An 18,930-nucleotide genomic window follows, 5' to 3' on the forward strand; every position below is an offset into this window, starting at 1 on the left:
CTGCAAAGGGAATCAAAAAAATTAAAAAGTCAGGTAATATCATATATTGTATTATTACCTAACTTTTCAAAACCTATTAAATTTTAATCTAAAAACTGGCTAATAAATTCTATTACACGACCTTTACCTTCTCCAGTTTCAGCTGAAAAGAAAGTAAATGGAGTAAATTCAATCAAATCCAATTTCTTTTTAATTAATTTTTTCTGTTTATTTCTTTGGCTATTTTTAAGCTTATCTACTTTAGTGGCTACTACTAAAGTAGGCATGTTCATTTTTAACAACCAGTTATACATCATTAAATCATCATCAGTTGGTTTATGCCTTGCATCTATTACTAATAATACTGCCTCTAAATTTCTCCTATTAAATAAATAACTCTCAATCATGCTCCCCCATTCATCTTTAACCTCTTGAGGTACTCTAGCAAAACCATACCCTGGCAGATCAACAAAATAAAAATAATTATCTACTCTATAAAAATTAATTGTCTGTGTTTTCCCTGGTTTAGAACTGGTAAAAGCCATCTTACGACGATTAACAATATTATTAATCAATGATGACTTTCCTACATTAGAACGACCAGCTAAAGCTATTTCAGGAAGATGATGTCGAGGATAATCTTCAAATTTAGCTGCACTACGTATAAATTCCGGATCATTAACCTTCATTCTCATCCTCCTTTATAATAACTTCTTCAAGAACTTGATCCATATCTTCTACAAAAACAAACTCTAAGTCTCGCTTAATATTATCAGGAACCTCTTCTAAATCTTTTTTATTCTCATTACACAAAATCACCTTATCATTACCTGCTCGATGAGCTGCTAAAACCTTACTCTTAATTCCTCCAACAGGCAAGACTCTTCCACGTAGAGTTATTTCACCACTCATAGCTACCCTTCCACTGACCGGCTTGTTACTTAAAGCAGATACTAATGCTGTGGCTAATGTTATCCCTGCTGATGGCCCGTCCTTAGGAATAGCACCTTCTGGAATATGGACGTGAATATCATACTTCTTATAAAAACCCTCAATAAAATCAAATTCTTCAGTTTTAGTGCGAACATAACTCATTGCTATTTGAGCTGATTCTTTCATTACATCTCCTAACTTCCCTGTTAAAATCAATTCTCCTTCACCTGGGATTATTGAGATTTCTATATTTAAAATGTCTCCTCCTGCTTGAGTCCAAGCTAAACCGGTTACTACACCTACCCTCTGCTCATCTTCTATTCTTCCATACTTATATTTAGGAATCCCTAAATACTTCTTTAAATTTCTAACAGTTACTCGACTCAATTTATCTTTGCCATCTACAACTTCTTTAGCCACTTTACGACAGATAGCAGCTAACTTTCTTTCTAGTGTCCTTACTCCAGCTTCTCGAGTATACCGTCTAATAAGCTTTCTTAAAGCATTTTCAGAAATATTAATCTGTTCTTCTGTCAAGCCATGATCTTGAAGAATTTCTGGTAGTAAATGTTGTTGAACTATCTTTACTTTATCCTCTTCAGTATAACCTGAAATATTAATTACTTCCATTCTATCTAATAGTGGTGGAGGGATAGTATCTGTTACATTAGCTGTTGTAATAAAGATCACATCAGATAAATCAAAAGAAAGCTCTAAATAATGATCACTAAATTCACTATTTTGCTCTGGATCTAATACTTCTAATAAAGCAGAAGCAGGATCTCCTCTGAAATCTCTATTAATTTTATCAATTTCATCCAATAAAAAGACTGGGTTTTTAGTACCTGTATCACGCATAGCATTTATTATTCTTCCTGGCCGAGCACCTACATAAGTTCTTCTATGCCCTCTAATCTCAGCTTCATCACGTAGCCCTCCTAAGGATAATCGCACAAACTCTCTTCCAATTGCATCTGCAATCGACCTTCCTAAAGAAGTCTTACCTACTCCTGGCGGGCCAAACAGACACAAAATAGGAGTCTTCATTTGATCGCTCAATTTTCTAACAGCTAAATATTCTAAGATTCTTTCCTTGACATCACTAAGTCCATAATGATCTTGATTAAGTTTCTCTTCTACTTGATCAATGATTAATCTATCTTCACTATAATCATTCCAAGGCAAATCCAAAATACAATCTAAATAATTTCTAACTACAACAGCTTCATTTGCTCTAGAAGGCATCTTTTTCAATCTGTCTACTTCTTCTAATGCTTTCTCTTCAACCTCTTCAGGTAAATCTGCTTCCTCTATTCTCTCTTTATACTCTTTAATTTCTTGATTACCGCCATCTTCTCCTAATTCCTTTTTAATTACCTTCATCTGCTCTTTCAAGTAATACTCTTTTTGCCTTTTCTCAACCTGTTTTTTGACCTCATTGTTGATCTTGTTCTTAACCTTTAAAATCTCTACTTCTTTTTCCAAGAAATTATATAACTTTTCTAATCGCTTCCGATAGGAGATTGCTTCTAAAACTTCTTGCTCTTGTCTTACTTTCAATGACATATGAGAAGTAATTATATCTACTAAACGACCTGGATCTTCTAAATTAGCAATAGTCATCATCGTTTCTGATGGAATCTGTTTATTTAATTTAACATACTTCTCAAATTTATTAATTACACTTCTCATCAAAGCTTCTATTTCAGTATTTTTTTCTTCATCACTTTCTACTTCGGTAATAGCAACTTTAAAATAAGGATCTTCCTGCAAAAAGTCTTCAATTTTAGCTCTTCTTAAACCCTCAACTAAGATCTTGATCGTTCCATCTGGCAATCTCATTAATTGCTTAATTTCAGAAATTGTACCTAAACTATATATGTCACCCGTAACTGGTTCTTCAATCGTTTCATCATGCTGAGCAGCTAATATAATTTCTTTATCTTCAACCATAGCTTCCTCTAACGCTTTAATAGATTTATCTCTTCCTACCAATAGTGGAAGCATCATATTGGGGAAGACTACCACTCCCCGCAATGGTAATAAAGGTCTACTATTTTTATTTTTAACCTCTTCTTTTTTGCTTTCTTCAGCCATAACTACACCTCCATTAATAATCTACTGTACACTATTATTCTATTACTTTGCTTAATCTCCTGCACATAGCTCTAAAAATATTGCATTCCTAACAGTTAATCTATTTTATCCATAGCAAATAACTTTAAACTAAAGAAGCAGAGTAGCTTTCTGGATCTAGTTCAAAATCCAGCTCATCATCAACCTCTTCTTGCTCTGCTATTGCTTGATCTAAAGCTTCTGTTAAGTTCTTAATCTTTATAATTTCAACTTCAGAAAATTCATCTTCATTAAATATTTCTTGCCAATTATCCGTAGGAATTAAAATCTTACCTACTCCAGCTCTAATAGCAGCTTTTACCTTAGGGATAATCCCACCTATTGGTCTAATAACACCATTAATAGAAATCTTGCCGGTCATAGCTACTTTATTATCAATTGCTTTTCCTGTCAACGCTGAATATAAAGCTACCGCCATTGTAACTCCAGCAGATGGCCCATCAACAACAGCATCACTTGTAAAGTCAATATGAATATCATAATCCTTTAAATCAATATCCACTACTTTCTTCAATACAGTAATTACATTCTCAGCAGAACCTTTAACCATACTCTTTCTTCTAATTTTCTTATGACGATTACCCTGCTCTTCTTCTTCAGCTACTCCTGTAATATTCAATTTTCCAGCTCCAGCACCTACCTTAGTTACTGCTACTTCCAACTGATCAACAGTTCCAATATTAGCCCCCATTACTGCTAGACCATTAACAACACCGATTTGTGGTCCATCAGGAATTTCGTCGGTCGGCCGGGGTCTATATTGTCCATTCATAACTACTCGCTCTATATCCTCCACAATAATTTCTTCTCGATCATAAGTTAAAGCAATTCCTCCTGCTGTCTGAATCATATTGACCGCTTGTCGTCCATTAACAGCATACTTTTTAATAATCTCAATTACCTTTTGATCTACATTAAAATCTATTTTTTCTATTGCTGTTCGAGCAATCTTTTCGATATTAACAGGAGTTAATAGACTAAAAAATATCTCCAAACAACGTGAACGAATAGCAGGTGGTATAGTTTCAGGTCTTCTGGTTGTAGCAGCTACTAACCTAAAATCTGCTGGTAATCCACTTTGAAAGATTTCATGAATATGACGAGGAATATTATCATCTTCCTCATGATAATAAGAACTTTCTAAAAAGACCTTCCTATCCTCTAAAACTTTCAATAATTTATTTATTTGAATATGGTGTAACTCCCCAATTTCATCTATAAATAACATCCCACCATGAGCTTTAGTCACCGCCCCTGGTTTAGGTTGAGGAATTCCAGCTGTTCCCATTGCACCTGCTCCTTGATAAATCGGATCATGAACCGTTCCAATCAAGGGATCGGCAATACCTCGCTCATCAAATCGAGCTGTCGTTGCATCCAATTCCACAAAATTAGATTCAGAATCAAAAGGAGAATCAGAATTTTTCTTTGCTTCTTCCAGTACCAACCTAGCAGCGGCAGTCTTACCAACTCCTGGCGGCCCATAAATAATCACATGTTGAGGGTTTGGCCCGCATAAAGCAGCTCGTAAAGATTTTAAACCTTCCTTTTGCCCCACTATTTCAGAAAAATCACTAGGTCTTATTTTCTCTGATAAAGGCTCAGTCAATGATCTACTTCTCATCTTATGTAGTTTTTCCATTTCCTTTTTTGATTCTCTATTAATAGCTTTTTTACTACTACGCTGTTTTTGTAACATATTCCAAAAATACATGCCAATTACAATAGCAAAGAAAAATTGAATTAAACTAAAAGCATTTAAAGCAAAATTCATAATAACTCCCCCTTAAAAAGTTTAATTAATCAATATTTAGTATTAGCTTTCAGGGAAGTTTTTATCCTTATAATAAAGAAGAAACTGCTTAAATTTAAGCAGTTTCTTCTTTAGGGTCATCTATTTTGATTAATTGCGGAGTAGCATCCTTATTAATCACATCTTCATTGATGATACATTTAGCAATATCATCTTGAGAAGGAATATCATACATAATATCTAAGATTGATTCCTCAACTACTGAACGTAACCCTCTAGCTCCAGTTTCTTGATCTATAGTCCGCTCAGCAATAGCACTTAAAGCTTCTTCAGTAAACTCTAACTCAACATTATCTAACTCAAAAAACTTAGTATATTGCTTTACTAATGCATTACGTGGCTCAGTTAGAATCTCAATTAACTCTTCTTCTTTTAACTTATTTAATGTAACAATCACTGGAATTCTTCCTGCAAATTCAGGAATCAAACCATATTTTAATAGATCTTGGGACATAACATGTTTCAATACTTCACCAATCTCTTCTTCCTCTTTACTCTTAATATCTGCACCAAATCCAAGTACCTTTTCATCTATTCTAGATTTAATTACTTTATCTAATCCATCAAAGGCACCACCACAAATAAAGAGAATATTGGAAGTGTCAATTTGAATAAACTCTTGATGAGGATGCTTTCTTCCACCTTGAGGAGGAACACTTGCTTCTGTTCCTTCCAATATCTTTAATAAAGACTGTTGAACCCCTTCGCCCGATACATCACGAGTAATAGAAGGGTTCTCAGATTTACGAGCTACCTTATCTATTTCATCAATATAAATGATTCCTTTTTCTGCTTTTTCAATATCATAATCAGCAGATTGGATTAATTTTAATAAGATATTCTCTACATCTTCTCCCACATAACCTGCTTCAGTTAAGGAAGTAGCATCTGCAATTGCAAATGGTACATCCAATATCCGGGCCAATGTTCGAGCTAATAAAGTCTTTCCACAACCTGTTGGCCCAACCATACAGATATTACTTTTTTCTAATTCAATATCATCAACTTTCATTCCAGAATTAACACGCTTATAATGATTATAAACTGCTACAGATAGCGCTTTTTTAGCACGTTCTTGCCCAATTACATACTCATCTAAAATCGATTTTATCTCTTTAGGCTTAGGTACACTATCTAAATTCAATTCAACCTCTTCATTTAATTCTTCTTCAATTATTTCATTGCATAATTCAATACACTCATCACAGATATAAACTCCAGGGCCAGCTACAAGTTTCTGTACTTGGTCTTGAATCTTACCACAGAAAGAACACTTCAATTGCCCTTTCTCATCACCAAACTTGAACATTTTATCACCTCTTTAGTAGTCTATACTTCCAACTCACTTTGTCTAGAGATAACCTCGTCAATAATACCATATTCTTTAGCCTCTTGAGCTGACATAAAGTAGTCACGTTCTACATCTTCTTTAATCTTTTCAACTGGTTGCTTAGTATGCTTAGATAAGATTTCATTGATATTTTTCTTTAATAGTAAGATTTCTTGTGCTTGAATTTCAATATCTGTCGCTTGACCTTTAGCGCCACCCATTGGCTGATGAATCATAATTCTTGAATAAGGTAGTGCATAGCGTTTACCATCTGTTCCACTTGCTAATAATAAAGCAGCAGCACTAGCACTTAACCCCATACAAATTGTCGATACATCCGGCTTAATATATTGAATTGTATCATACATTGCTAAGGCAGAAGTAACTGATCCACCAGGACTATTGATATATATATATATATCCTTATCAGGATTCTCAGCTTCTAGGAATAATAACTGGGCAATTACAGAATTAGCTACTTGATCATCAATTGGTCTCCCAATAAAAACGATCCTATCTTTTAATAATCGAGAATAAATATCATAAGAGCGCTCTCCACGATTAGTCTGTTCTACCACCATAGGAACTAAATTCATATTTTCAACCTCCCTTTTTATATATACCCATTTTTAGTAATTTTAAACTTATAATCTCAATTTAATTATTTTCAATCAAAAAATCAACTGTTTTTTGCATTTTTAAGCTATTTACTAGGGCATCTAATTGGCCTTGCATCTGTAAGAATGATTTAACCATTTCTTCTTCTTGGCCTTGTCGTTCAGCAATTTCAGCTACTTGAGCATCTATTTCCTCATCACTAACTTCTATTCCCTCTTTATCTGCAATTGTTTCTAGTGTCAAGTTAGCTTTAAGTCTTTTCTCAGCTTGTTCTCTATATTCTTCTTTCATTTCTTCTTCATTCAATCCAGACATCTCTAAGTACTGTTCAAATTCAATTCCTTGTTGCTGAATTTGCATTTTAAATTGATTCAGCATATCTTCAATCTCTTGTTCAATCATTGTCTCAGGAATATTAACTTTAGAACTATCAGCTATCTCTTCAATCAATTTGTTTTCATACTCTCTTTTTGCTTTTTCCTCAGCTTCATCAGTCAACTGTTGGCTAACATTCTCTTTTAAATCAGCTAAAGAGTCAAATTCTAAATCCTTAGCAAATTCATCATCCAACTCAGGAACTTCTTTCTCCTTAATTTCTTTAACTGTAACTTTAAAAATTACATCCTGTCCAGCTAATTCATCAGCTTGATACTCTTCAGGAAATGTAACTTCAACCGTTGTTTCTTCTCCAACTTTAGCACCAATTAATTGCTCTTCAAAACCTGGAATAAATTGTCCAGAACCAATTTCTAAATTATAATCTTCTGCACTACCACCTTCAAATGCTTCTCCATCTAAAGAACCTTCAAAATCAATTAAAACATGATCTCCATCTTCAACTTCTTCCTTATCAGTAACTACTAACTGTGAATGCTGATGCCGCTTAGTTTTTAATTCATTCTCTAACTGCTCATCAGTTATTTCAACCTCTTCTTTTTCAACTTCAAGCCCTGTGTAATCCCCTAGCTCAACTTCTGGCTTGACTTCTACTTCAGCAGTAAAAGTAGCAGGCTTTCCTTCTTCAATAAATACATCAGTAATTTCTGGTTGATCAATCGGCTCAATTTCTGCTTCTGTAATAGCTTGATGATAGTTCTGTGGGATTAAAATATCTAAAGCATCCTTATGTAAAACTTCCTTGCCAAACCTTTTTTCTAAAATACTTCTCGGTACTTTACCTTGTCTAAACCCATCAATTTTTACTTCCTTAACTATTTTTTGATAAGCTTTATTCAGCGCTTCATCTACCTTACTTTCATCAACTTCTACATTCAATTCAACTTTATTTTCCTCAATTTTTTCTTTAGTTACCTTCATTTATCTTTCCTCCTTATAATATTATACGTATGTATATAATTTTTATTTCATTTTATTTCTTTTCTATTTTCTATAAAGGACTGTTATATATTATCTCCTCCATATTACTTTATTATATCACATTAGGTATATTTAACAACTAAGAAACATTTATTAATACAAATTTCTAAATAAAAACAATACCTCGGGGCACGACTATTTCAAAGTCGTTCCGAGGTTATATAATGACTAGGATTAATTTCTGTATTAATATTCAATTTTCCTTGTTGCTTTATGATCTATTACTTTTTATTATTAAATATTCAGTAGTTTAATGGCGCGCCCGGGAGGAATCGAACCCCCAACCTCCAGATTCGAAGTCTGTCACTCTATCCAATTGAGCTACAGGCGCATAATTTCAACTATCAATTATCATCTATTTTTTGGGGTGGATGATGGGATTTGAACCCACGGCCTCAGGAGCCACAATCCTGCGCTCTAACCAACTGAGCTACACCCACCACATATAGAACATTTAACATTTAATAACTAATATTTAATAGTTAAAACCAGAAGTAATTGATTTCTTACTATTAATCATTCAACATTAATTACTCAGCAATCTAATGGCGTGCCTGGGAGGATTCGAACCCCCGGCCCACGGCTTAGAAGGCCGTTGCTCTGTCCAGCTGAGCTACAGGCACTGATTACTCTTTTATCTAGAACATTTAACAGTATAACTAAAAAAGCGACCAAGGTCAAAGCTACAAATTGGTTAACAGAAATGATTAAATTTATTTTTAGCTTATTTACTCCTGTTTACTCTTATTTTCTCACTCTTACTTCTTGTTCTATAAAATCATAATGGTTAGCTATTATTTCTCCAGCATTAATCTCAATTATTCCATAAGCAGGAGCCGCTCCATCTCTTGGTAAGGATATACTTCCTGGATTAAAGAATAAAATCCCATTCTCTTCTTTAATAAATCGTGTGTGTGTATGACCAAAAACAACTATATCCGCTGCTATCTCTTGAGCTTGGTAATAAATTGAATCTAACCCGTGGTTAATATTATAGTTATCACCATGGGTTACAAAAAGCCTCTTATCTTCTATTTCCACTGTCCTCTCTCTTGGCAACTCAGGGTTAAACGTATGGTTGCCCCTTACCGCCACCACTTCAAGATTATCTGCCTTAATATCCTCTAAGTCAGAAAATTTATCACCTGCAAATACTAAGTAATCAATTGATGACAACTGATTTAATGCTTGATTGATCCTCCAACCTTTTCCATGGCTATCACTAAAGATAGCAATCTTCATTATCTATCCACCTACCAATCTACTAAAAGTTTTTTCATCTTTTTTAAAGCATAAGCCCGATGACTAATCCGGTTTTTAACATCAGCTCCCAATTGAGCAAATGTTTGATCATAACCATCTACAATAAATAAAGGATCATAACCAAACCCCATTTCCCCCTTAGGCTCCATAGCAATTCGTCCTTCACACTTTCCTTGTACTACTTTTTCTTCTCCCTCAGAAGTTACAAATGCCATAGCACAAATAAAGTAAGCTGTTCTCTTTTCTGACGAAACTTCTTTTAAAGAATCTAACAGTTTTTGATTATTTTCTTCAGCTGTTGCATCTTCTCCAGCAAAACGGGCTGAATAGACTCCAGGCTGCCCATCTAAAGCTTCTACTACTAAACCGGAGTCATCAGCTATTACAGGAAGTTTCGTATATTGACCCAACTCTCTTGCTTTTTTTAAGGCATTCCCAGTAAAAGTATTAGCATCTTCTATTACCTCTGGTAGATCTCCAATATCAACCTGAGATAGAATTTCAATCTCTGTATCAGCTAGAATTTCTTTCATTTCTTTAACCTTATTTTTATTTCCAGTAGCTAAAAAAAGCTTCATACTCACTCCTCCTTAATAAAATTAGCATTCTCTCCTAAAGCATCCTTTTGATGTTTGACTAATTCTTTAATTCCTTGCTCAGCTAATTCAACTAATTTTACTAAATTTTCTCGAGAAAAAGGACTCTCCTCTCCTGTCCCCTGAATTTCTATCACTTCACCTTCTCCAGTCATCACTAAATTCAGATCAACTTTAGCATTAGAATCTTCTCCAAAGCATAAATCTAATAATAACTCTCCATCTACAATTCCTACACTGACGGCAGCAACAAAATCATTAACTGGCATCTTCTCAATTGCCCCTTCTGCTAACAGATGATTAAACGCATCAATTACAGCCACAAATGCCCCTGTAATGGCTGCTGTTCTTGTTCCACCATCAGCTTGAATAACATCACAATCAATCCAAATAGTTCGTTCTCCTAAAACTTCTAAATCCACCGCTGAGCGTAATGATCTACCAATTAAGCGTTGAATTTCTTGAGTCCTACCACTTAACTTTCTTTTAGCTGCTTCTCTAATATTTCTATCTTGAGTTGCTCTAGGTAACATTGAATACTCTGCTGTCAACCAACCTTGATCTTGACCACGCAAAAAATAAGGAACTCTACTTTCTACTGAAGCATTACAGATTACTTTAGTATCGCCTGTCTCAATTAATACTGAACCTTCTGCATATTTAGTAAAGTCTCTAGTTATTTTAATCTCTCTTAAATGATCGTTGCCTTCTCTTCCATCAACTCTTGTCATATTAATTCCCCCTATTAGATTTGACTTCATTTATTGACGAGTCTGATTAAAACTAATTCCTAACCTGCTATACAGATAAGTTTCCTCTTCTATTTTAATATATTCATAATAATAATATTTAATCAAAAGTTCTTATGTTGTACATTTTTATGACTTATTGATATACAGTGCCACTGATCTATCAGCTATAAGTAAACGTTTCTTGTTACGAAGAGTTTTTTAGAATCGTAGGATCACCAGTTCAAAATCTTTAAAGCCAAAACCTAAAATTACTTAACCTTTTAAAATCAAAAACTTAAATATTGTTTTGAATTTGACTTTAAGATTAAATTACTATATCACTCGATGGTTATTATATCAAAGACTTCTATAATTAACAATTATATATAGAGCCTATTTAAAAAATACTTAAGTTTAACTTCTGAGATAGTTCTTTTAAAACCTTCATCCCTACTATACTATTCCCTTTATCATCTAGTGCTGGCCCATAAACACCTATTCCAAACCTCTCTGGCACTTCAGCCATGATTCCTCCTCCAACTCCACTCTTAGCAGCTAACCCTACCTCAATTGCAAAGTTACCTGATTTATCATACATCCCACATGTAGTCATTAACGTCCTAACTATTCTTGCAATTTTTCTAGGAATAATTCTCTCTTTAGTTACTGGGTCTACCCCTTGATTTGCTAAAACAGCTGCCATATTGGCTATATCTGTACAGTTAACCTCAATTGAACATTGTTTAAAATATAAATCTACTATTTCCTCTATATTTCCTGTGATAATCTCTTGATCCCTCATGTAATAGGCTAAGGATCTATTTCTATCTCCAGTCTCTTTTTCAGAGAAATAAACCTCTTGATTCAATTCTAATCCATCATTTTTAGCTAATTTCCTAAAAAAACCAATTATCCTACTAAATTTATCTTCTTTATCGTTACCTTTGATCATTGATGTAACAGCAATAGCTCCAGCATTGATCATTGGATTATAGGGCTTAGCGAAACCGGTTAATTTAATGATTGAATTAAAGGGATCTCCCGTCGGTTCCACTCCTACCTTATCAAAAACCGAATCTATTCCATTGTCCATAATTGCTAACATTAGAGTAAGTGGCTTAGAAACACTTTGAATAGTAAATCTTTTTTTATACTCTCCTGTTGCATAAAATTTCCCTTTAGTATCTACCATACTTATTCCTACTGCTTTAGGATCTACTTTAGTTAAGGCAGGTATATAATTAGCAAGCTCACCTTTTTTATAATGATCTTGATTATTCTTTAAAGTATCTTTTAATATTTGATTTAACTCTTTCTTATCTCTAGCATCCTCCACTTTCTTCACTCCCTAATAGATAGTAGGTTTTTAAGGTTAAAATATTGAATTAAATAAGAAAACTCCTTTGATCTAATAAATACTTATCAAAGGAGAATCTGCTTACTATATTTGACTTAATTTAAATTGACTCTTTTCTTCTCCGACTAATCCTGCTAATAAATACAGCCCTGATTTCGAATCATACTGTAAATCTTTTAATTTAAACCCTTTAATTTGACCAGTCCGATTAACATTAATCCTTGGCCCACTACATAAATGAACTTCCTCCCCTATTTTAATATGTTCATCATCATGATATTTAACCGGCAAATCTTGTGCAATATAATTTTTGACTTCCTGTTCTAATTTAGTAATATCAAACTCTATTTTCTTATTAAATTGTAATACAAAACCACTTTTTATATCACTATAATAGGGATCAATTCTCCGCCCCAATTTTTTCTTTAAGACTCCTACTGTCAAAATCTCAGCAGTATGAGCCATCCATCTATAACGAATAGATTCAAAGACAATATCAGCTATCTCTTTTGGATACGGGCCAAATAAGCCCGGTCTAGTAACCAAAACTTCCTCTCCGATTCCAATCAGCATATCTGCCCTTAAATCTAAATGCTTCTCTAATAAATCAAAATGTTCAATCACAACTGTCTTTTCATTTTTGAGTGCTTCTTTAATTGCTTCAGCTAACTGCCAAGGCTGAGCAAATGCAGTTTCAAAGCGAGCATCAAGATGATATGTATGACTAGAATAATCACCTTTTTCTACATCATCGAGCAATGGTAGAGGACGAATATTAATCCCTCGATCATCATTAGTCAGACATAACCCAGGAAACATCCCCCTAATTAGTAAAGACTTCCCTGCCCCTCCTTCACCAATCAAACCAATTAATCTATCATCAAAATCCATATACCTTTGTGAAATCTGATTACCTAACCTCATTAATCTTTTCTTACCACGCGGAGCAAAATAGATTGACTGAGCAAAACTTGTGATCATAATTATTCACCTGCCCTATGATAAAGGTTATTACCAGCACTATCTATCACACAGATTAAAGGTAACTCCTCTACCTCTAACCTCCTCACTGCTTCTGTACCCAGATCATCATAAGCGATTACTTCAGCCTGCTTAATACATTTAGCAATCAAAGCTGCTGCTCCACCAATTGCTCCTAAATAAACAGCACCTTCTTCTTTCATCGTCTCAATCACTTCTGTACTCCTCTCACCTTTACCAATCATAACTCGCAAACCTTCTTTGAGCAGGTAAGGAGCGAAAGGATCCATCCGATAACTGGTCGTTGGCCCTGCTGAACCTATTACTTGACCTGGTTTAGCAGGACACGGGCCAACATAATAGATCCCTTGGCCCTCTAACTCCATCGGCAATTCTTCTCCTGCTTCTAAAGCATCTACTAATCTAGCATGAGCTGCATCTCGAGCTGTATAAAGTACTCCAGATAAAGCTATCTTATCACCAACATTTAATTCTCTAATCTCATCTTCAGTTACTGGCATCTCCAATTTAATCTTTTCCATTATTATTACACCACCTTTAACCTAAAGTACATTCTTTATGTCTAGCTACATGACAATTAATATTAACTGCAACTGGCAAACCAGCAATATGAGTTGGATAATCATTAATATTAACTGCTAAAGCAGTTGTCACTCCACCAAAACCTTGCGGGCCAATCCCTAATTGATTAACCTCTTGCAATAAATCTTCTTCTAATTGGGCCAATTCTTTCTGATGACTATAGATTCCAATAGGTCTAGTTAAAGCCTTTTTAGCCAACAAAGCTGCCTTTTCAAAAGTACCACCAATTCCTACTCCAACTACAATTGGTGGACATGGGTTAGAACCTGCATCTTCAACGACTTGAAGTACAAAGTCCTTAACCCCTTCCACTCCATCAGTAGGTTTTAACATCTTAATCTGACTCATGTTTTCACTGCCAAAACCTTTAGGAGCTACTGTTAACTTAATCTTATCTCCCGGTACCAATTCAGTATGAATTATGGCTGGTGTATTATCTCCTGTATTTTGACGTTGCAAAGGATCAGCTACCACTGATTTACGTAAAAAACCCTCTCTATAACCTTGCCGCACCCCTTCATTAATTGCTTCAGTTAAATTCCCACCTTCAATTTCAGCATCTTGACCCAACTCTAAAAAAACAACTGTCATTCCTGTATCTTGACAAATAGGCATCTTTTCTTCTTTAGCAATCTTAGCATTTTCAATTAAAGTCTCTAAAACCTCTTGAGCCACAGCAGACTCTTCACGCTCTAAAGCCAGTTGGTATCCTTCTAATAAGTCTTCTCCTAACACACAATTAGCTTCTATACACATTTTTGCTACTGCTTTCGTTACTTCTTCAACATGAATAGACATTATTATCTACTCCCCTCTTTTATCATTCCTTTTAAAAAATTTATCCCTTCAGAGAGAATTTCCGTTCCTTGTCTCCCTCTTCCAATACTGACCAAACCATATTCTTCTAGTTTCTTCAACCTGCTTCTAACCATCTGGGAAGAAAGAGATAGCTCATTAGCTTCGGCATTATTAGCAATCTCTCTTCTTCCTATCTTCTCCCCTAGCTGTTTGGCTAAATATAACTCATTCAAAATAAAGATATACTCATTCATCTTTCCTAAGTCGTCCAAGCTTTCTTCTAGTTTCTTAATAGTATTCTCTTCACTAGTTTTAGGATTTAAATAAGATGGTAAATCTGTTAACTTTGTTTCCGTTTCACAGACTTGAGCAATATATTCTACACAGCTTTCTAACTCCCTAATGTTACCCTTCCAATCATAATTATATAATCTACTGATTGTCTCCTTAGTTAATACCAAGTCTTCTCTAGAGAATTTTTGTAAAAAATAATCAATTAATAATGGAATATCCTCTCTTCTCATTCGTAAAGGGGGTATCTCTAAAGATAAAACATTTAATCTATAATAAAGATCTTCTCTAAACTCACCTTTAGATACCAACTCTTCTAAATCCTTGTTGGTAGCAGCTACAACCCTAATATCAATTGGAATCACTTGAGTAGCACCAATTCTCATTACCTCTTTTTCTTGTAAAACTCTCAATAATCTAGCTTGAATATTCAAAGGAATATCTCCTATTTCATCCAAAAAAATAGTGCCAGTATGAGCTTGCTCAAAAACACCAGGCTTACCTCCTTTTTTGGCTCCAGTAAAAGCTCCTTCTTCATAACCAAACAATTCACTTTCTAATAAATTTTCAGGTAATGCAGCACAATTAATTGCTACAAAAGGATTATTTTTACGTAGAGAATAATTATGAATTGCACCAGCAAATAACTCCTTTCCAGTCCCACTCTCTCCTTGCAATAAGAGAGTTGACTTGCTTCGGGCCAACTTCTTTGCCTTACCAATCACCTGCTTTATCTCTTCGCTATCCCCTATTATATCACCAAAGCTATACTTTGCTATATGACCTTTATCCTTTAACTTTCTTCGTAGATCCTCTTCTAACTTCTTTACCTCAGTTACATCTTTAAAAGTTGCTAAAGCTCCAATGATTTCTTGATCCTGCTTAACTGGTACTCTAGTAGTTACTATCTTCTTACCCCCTACATTTTGGAGAGCATTTATCTCTTTGAAGTCATTTCGTAAAACCTGATCTAAATTAGTATTATTAATTTTATCTCCAATCTTTTTGGTCAACATTTCCTCAGCTTTTATCTCAAAGATTTCCTCAGCTCTACGATTAAAAACTTCTATCTCTTCTCGCCCATTAATATATATTATCCCATCATGGACATGATTAAGTACAGCATCTAACTTTTTGTTGGCCCGTTCTGCATCCTTCACCTTTTTATTTAAACGCTGATTGAGTTCAACTAATTGTCTCACCTGTTTAGAAATCAAAAGATTTGCTTTTTCACCTAATAAATCTAATTTAATCAAAATCTCCACAATAGTCGTTAAATCAAGAATCCGACTTCCAATATTAATTATTTCTGCTACTGAATTTGGAATATATCTTTCTTCTCCTAAATTAATTGCTAATTCAACCCCATTAGCCTTCTTTTTATCACAGCTAGGATAAAAAGGTATCAACTCCAAGTGATCAATTCCAACTTCTTGTAATAATGATTTGGTCTCTAAAGCTGATAATCTAGTATTATTAATCAATAAAGCTTTTTTATTAGCAGGTAGTTTAATTAGCCTTTCTAATGTAGATAAATCTAAAGCTCTCCGAGCAAAGATAACTTCACTGTCAGTTGTTACATAGTCATCTATCTTATCAGTTAATGACTTAGTTGTTAAAATTAAATCAGCACTAACCTTATTAGATATTAAATTATCAACTGAATAATCTTTCAATATCACTTTAGTTCTTAAAACTTTTTTTAATTGCTGTCTAAATAACTTATTAGTTGCCTTACTCATTGTAATTACTGCCAGCTCTTTTTTCATTCAATCTGCCACCTCTAGCTTATTTATTTAAAGCCTTAATCTAATTAAACTTATTTCCGTAAAATTAGATTAATCCCTTCATCTAATTTATCTCTTTTTTAAGCGGCAAAATGATTGTTAGACTTAATTGATATAATGTGTCACTTTTCCTTTATAAAAATCACACTCAAAACCATGTTTACGAAAAAATTAAAAATCAAACTTTCTTCCGTGCTACCTTTTTTCTTGATAAAAAAGTAGCCAAAAAATCAAGAAGAATTTGAATTTGTGCAACTATTAAAATCAAATCTCTCTTACTTAAAACATTAAGATCAATCTGTAAAATTATCTGCCCTTATCGCAGTCGCATAATTCTTCCAATAAAATCAAAACCCTGCAATCTAAAATTTAATCATTAAGGACATTTTGCAGTAATATCTATATTTTTAACAAATTATTATTTTAAATTAGTGTTAATTTGCGTTCATTCGTGGTTCCCTGTTTTTTTGAAAGTGCCACAATATTGTAATAAAATAAGACTATATCAAGAAACCTCTCGATATAGCCTTATTAATATCATTATTGAATTGGCACTTCTATATTCAATAGTGGCGCATGTTGTTGAGCTCCATAAACATCTCTTTCTCCAATTGCTCCTGATGGATAAGGTCGGACAATTGTTGCTTTAATTGCTTTCGCTGGATCATAATTAATTACCGAAATAACTTGCTCTAAATCTATACCATACAATTGAGCAATTAATTCTTCATTGATCACTCCTGAATCTTTTACCTGCTGATAAACCTCAAAACTTTTAAAGATTAAATCAAAGGTCAATTCATACGGACCAGCATTCTTACTTCGTACAACATCAACTAACTCTTTGATATTCTTAGCTTCAGTCAATTATCTCACCTACCTTCATACTATTTACTATTTTTTTTAGATTAGTCATTACTAAACTTTTTACTAATTACCAATCTCTTCTATTTCAATTGGGAATAGTTCAGTTGGATCATCAACCTTAATCAAATGGTGTAGACTAAATTCATAAACCTCTCCGGCTTTTAGATCAGATGGTGAATAAGGAAAAGCTAAATTACCTGCGGTAGCTACTCGACCAGGATAACCATAATGTAGCATTGTTGAACGGGCAAAACTACAGATTGTATTAGCTAATTTTTGACTTTTAGCTACAACTTCAATAATAATTCCCACTTCATGACTTGAAACTTCTCGCTGTGGCTCTAGTTGGCCCATTACTCCATCCCGACCATAAATTCTAAATATTAAATTATAATCATCATCAGCCAAATCAACAAAATTATCCCTAACTGTATCTTCTACAACTGCAATTATATGATCTAATTGCTCAATCATAATCGGATCTCTAGTACCAGCAATTGATATCGTTCGATAACCGACCTTCTTAGCTCCTTCTAATTTGATTGTATACTCTTCATCAGCAATAAATTTACTTCCACTAACCTTAACAGTCCGCTCATCATACTGTTCAAATTCCGTTTCCGATAAATCAATAATTCCTCCTGGCCCATGTAACTTAGTAGGATTAGTCTTTTCGTATAAAGTATGAGCTGCTACTGAAGTAGTAGTACATTTGCGTTTAAGATTTAACGGTTCTAATAAGAAGTGATCATCACGCAAAATACCAAACATAGCATCACTACCACTACCAGGACTTGCTGCTATTGATGCACATTCCATAATCTTGCCCATATGGAGTGCTAAGCCTGCTGGCAGACCTTCTTTAATGCAAAAGCTAGCAAAAACAGTCGGATCATAAGCCCGACCGGCAATGATGACCTCTGCATCTTCCTCTAAAGCCTTAATAAAAGGCTCTACCCCCATCTGCCCTACAATTCTAGTGCTAGCTTTTAACTCCTCCTCAGTCAATTCTGGAGCAGGATATAATGGACTTATACCTCCAGCTTGAAACTTTTCTGATATAAAATCTTTCTTCTGTTCAGCTTGAATAGTAGCTAATTTAAAGTTTAACCCTTCTTCTTGAGCAATCTCTTTTACAATCTGACTACACCATTCTAAATGAGAAGAACCGCCTGCTCCTCCAGCTGTTCCGACTATTACCGGAATACCCTTTTGTTGCCCTGCTTTAATCATTAATTTAAGATCTCTTTTAACTGCTGTCTTATCTGTAAAAGAGACACCTGCCCCTAAATAATAGGGGCCAGGATCACTTGAACCAGCATCAACTGCAATTAAATCTGGATCTTTATCCAAGCCACGCTCAAAAGATTCAACTGGAAATCCATAACCCAAGATTGCTGTTGGAGATAAAACTCTGATCTCTTTCATATTATTCAGCCCACCTTTCTTTAGCAATTTAAAACATATTGA

General features: G+C 34.2%; 16 protein-coding genes and 3 tRNA genes. All 19 read right to left on the reverse strand.

The genetic code is table 11. From position 1 onward, the window contains the following. Nucleotides 1–83: 83 nt before the first annotated feature. Complete coding sequence (gene yihA, locus ACKF5P_RS09355; protein WP_408954939.1) at nucleotides 84–668, reverse strand: ribosome biogenesis GTP-binding protein YihA/YsxC; 585 nt, start codon at nucleotides 666–668, stop codon at nucleotides 84–86. Beyond that, complete coding sequence (gene lon, locus ACKF5P_RS09360; RefSeq protein ID WP_408954940.1) at nucleotides 658–3,009, reverse strand: endopeptidase La; 2,352 nt, start codon at nucleotides 3,007–3,009, stop codon at nucleotides 658–660. The genes yihA and lon overlap by 11 nt, the downstream gene beginning before the upstream one ends. A 124-nt stretch (nucleotides 3,010–3,133) precedes the next feature. Further along, complete coding sequence (lonB, locus tag ACKF5P_RS09365; RefSeq protein WP_408954941.1) at nucleotides 3,134–4,822, reverse strand: ATP-dependent protease LonB; 1,689 nt, start codon at nucleotides 4,820–4,822, stop codon at nucleotides 3,134–3,136. A 94-nt stretch (nucleotides 4,823–4,916) separates the two neighbouring features. Further along, nucleotides 4,917–6,170, reverse strand: coding sequence for an ATP-dependent Clp protease ATP-binding subunit ClpX (gene clpX / locus ACKF5P_RS09370; protein ID WP_408954942.1), 1,254 nt, complete (start codon nucleotides 6,168–6,170; stop codon nucleotides 4,917–4,919). A 20-nt stretch (nucleotides 6,171–6,190) separates the two neighbouring features. After that, complete coding sequence (gene clpP, locus ACKF5P_RS09375; RefSeq protein WP_408954943.1) at nucleotides 6,191–6,787, reverse strand: ATP-dependent Clp endopeptidase proteolytic subunit ClpP; 597 nt, start codon at nucleotides 6,785–6,787, stop codon at nucleotides 6,191–6,193. A gap of 61 nt (nucleotides 6,788–6,848) precedes the next feature. After that, nucleotides 6,849–8,126 (reverse strand): trigger factor, encoded by a 1,278-nt coding sequence (tig, locus tag ACKF5P_RS09380; protein WP_408954944.1) that lies wholly within the window; start codon nucleotides 8,124–8,126, stop codon nucleotides 6,849–6,851. 314 nt (nucleotides 8,127–8,440) lie between these two features. Further along, nucleotides 8,441–8,517: transfer RNA gene (locus ACKF5P_RS09385), tRNA-Arg, on the reverse strand. Between the two features lie 32 nt (nucleotides 8,518–8,549). Beyond that, nucleotides 8,550–8,626 (reverse strand) — tRNA-His (locus tag ACKF5P_RS09390). Between the two features lie 106 nt (nucleotides 8,627–8,732). Continuing rightward, nucleotides 8,733–8,809, reverse strand: a tRNA-Arg gene (locus tag ACKF5P_RS09395). Nucleotides 8,810–8,930: 121 nt separating this feature from the next. Next, nucleotides 8,931–9,428 carry a metallophosphoesterase family protein gene (locus ACKF5P_RS09400; RefSeq protein WP_408954945.1) on the reverse strand — a complete coding sequence of 166 codons (498 nt, stop codon included), beginning with the start codon at nucleotides 9,426–9,428 and terminating at the stop codon, nucleotides 8,931–8,933. An 11-nt stretch (nucleotides 9,429–9,439) separates the two neighbouring features. Next, on the reverse strand, nucleotides 9,440–10,027 hold the full coding sequence (locus tag ACKF5P_RS09405) for an XTP/dITP diphosphatase (protein WP_408954946.1): 588 nt from the start codon (nucleotides 10,025–10,027) through the stop codon (nucleotides 9,440–9,442). A gap of 2 nt (nucleotides 10,028–10,029) precedes the next feature. Then, the gene (rph, locus tag ACKF5P_RS09410; RefSeq protein WP_408954947.1) at nucleotides 10,030–10,776 is read right to left on the reverse strand and encodes a ribonuclease PH; all 747 of its coding nucleotides are present in this window, start codon (nucleotides 10,774–10,776) and stop codon (nucleotides 10,030–10,032) included. 397 nt (nucleotides 10,777–11,173) lie between these two features. Then, a complete protein-coding gene (gene glsA / locus ACKF5P_RS09415) occupies nucleotides 11,174–12,112 on the reverse strand; it encodes a glutaminase A (RefSeq protein WP_408954948.1) in 939 nt (312 codons plus the stop codon). Between the two features lie 105 nt (nucleotides 12,113–12,217). After that, nucleotides 12,218–13,114: an alanine-tRNA synthetase second additional domain-containing protein gene (locus ACKF5P_RS09420; protein WP_408954949.1), complete on the reverse strand. Its 897-nt coding sequence runs from the start codon at nucleotides 13,112–13,114 to the stop codon at nucleotides 12,218–12,220. 2 nt (nucleotides 13,115–13,116) lie between these two features. Further along, a complete protein-coding gene (locus ACKF5P_RS09425; RefSeq protein WP_408954950.1) occupies nucleotides 13,117–13,656 on the reverse strand; it encodes a Fe-S-containing hydro-lyase in 540 nt (179 codons plus the stop codon). Between the two features lie 16 nt (nucleotides 13,657–13,672). Further along, complete coding sequence (locus ACKF5P_RS09430; RefSeq protein ID WP_408956652.1) at nucleotides 13,673–14,518, reverse strand: fumarate hydratase; 846 nt, start codon at nucleotides 14,516–14,518, stop codon at nucleotides 13,673–13,675. Next, nucleotides 14,518–16,575, reverse strand: a complete 2,058-nt coding sequence (locus ACKF5P_RS09435; protein WP_408954951.1) for a sigma-54 interaction domain-containing protein — start codon at nucleotides 16,573–16,575, stop codon at nucleotides 14,518–14,520. The genes ACKF5P_RS09430 and ACKF5P_RS09435 overlap by 1 nt, the downstream gene beginning before the upstream one ends. A 558-nt stretch (nucleotides 16,576–17,133) precedes the next feature. Beyond that, entirely contained in the window at nucleotides 17,134–17,460 is a 327-nt protein-coding gene (locus tag ACKF5P_RS09440; protein ID WP_408954952.1) for a DUF4387 domain-containing protein, read from the reverse strand. Nucleotides 17,461–17,523: 63 nt separating this feature from the next. Further along, a complete protein-coding gene (locus tag ACKF5P_RS09445; protein WP_408954953.1) occupies nucleotides 17,524–18,888 on the reverse strand; it encodes an acyclic terpene utilization AtuA family protein in 1,365 nt (454 codons plus the stop codon). Nucleotides 18,889–18,930 lie beyond the last annotated feature (42 nt).

Origin of the sequence: Natroniella sp. ANB-PHB2, from assembly GCF_046097105.1 — a bacterium.
Lineage (GTDB): Bacteria > Bacillota > Halanaerobiia > Halobacteroidales > Halobacteroidaceae > Natroniella.

What these genes read in the sequence shown, in the direction of transcription:
- yihA (WP_408954939.1), bottom strand. Translation starts at nt 668, where the DNA reads ATGAAGGTTAATGATCCGGAATTTATACGTAGTGCAGCTAAATTTGAA.
- lon (WP_408954940.1), bottom strand. Translation starts at nt 3,009, where the DNA reads ATGGCTGAAGAAAGCAAAAAAGAAGAGGTTAAAAATAAAAATAGTAGA.
- lonB (WP_408954941.1), bottom strand. Translation starts at nt 4,822, where the DNA reads ATGAATTTTGCTTTAAATGCTTTTAGTTTAATTCAATTTTTCTTTGCT.
- clpX (WP_408954942.1), bottom strand. Translation starts at nt 6,170, where the DNA reads ATGTTCAAGTTTGGTGATGAGAAAGGGCAATTGAAGTGTTCTTTCTGT.
- clpP (WP_408954943.1), bottom strand. Translation starts at nt 6,787, where the DNA reads ATGAATTTAGTTCCTATGGTGGTAGAACAGACTAATCGTGGAGAGCGC.
- tig (WP_408954944.1), bottom strand. Translation starts at nt 8,126, where the DNA reads ATGAAGGTAACTAAAGAAAAAATTGAGGAAAATAAAGTTGAATTGAAT.
- ACKF5P_RS09400 (WP_408954945.1), bottom strand. Translation starts at nt 9,428, where the DNA reads ATGAAGATTGCTATCTTTAGTGATAGCCATGGAAAAGGTTGGAGGATC.
- ACKF5P_RS09405 (WP_408954946.1), bottom strand. Translation starts at nt 10,027, where the DNA reads ATGAAGCTTTTTTTAGCTACTGGAAATAAAAATAAGGTTAAAGAAATG.
- rph (WP_408954947.1), bottom strand. Translation starts at nt 10,776, where the DNA reads ATGACAAGAGTTGATGGAAGAGAAGGCAACGATCATTTAAGAGAGATT.
- ACKF5P_RS09420 (WP_408954949.1), bottom strand. Translation starts at nt 13,114, where the DNA reads ATGATCACAAGTTTTGCTCAGTCAATCTATTTTGCTCCGCGTGGTAAG.
- ACKF5P_RS09425 (WP_408954950.1), bottom strand. Translation starts at nt 13,656, where the DNA reads ATGGAAAAGATTAAATTGGAGATGCCAGTAACTGAAGATGAGATTAGA.
- ACKF5P_RS09435 (WP_408954951.1), bottom strand. Translation starts at nt 16,575, where the DNA reads ATGAAAAAAGAGCTGGCAGTAATTACAATGAGTAAGGCAACTAATAAG.
- ACKF5P_RS09445 (WP_408954953.1), bottom strand. Translation starts at nt 18,888, where the DNA reads ATGAAAGAGATCAGAGTTTTATCTCCAACAGCAATCTTGGGTTATGGA.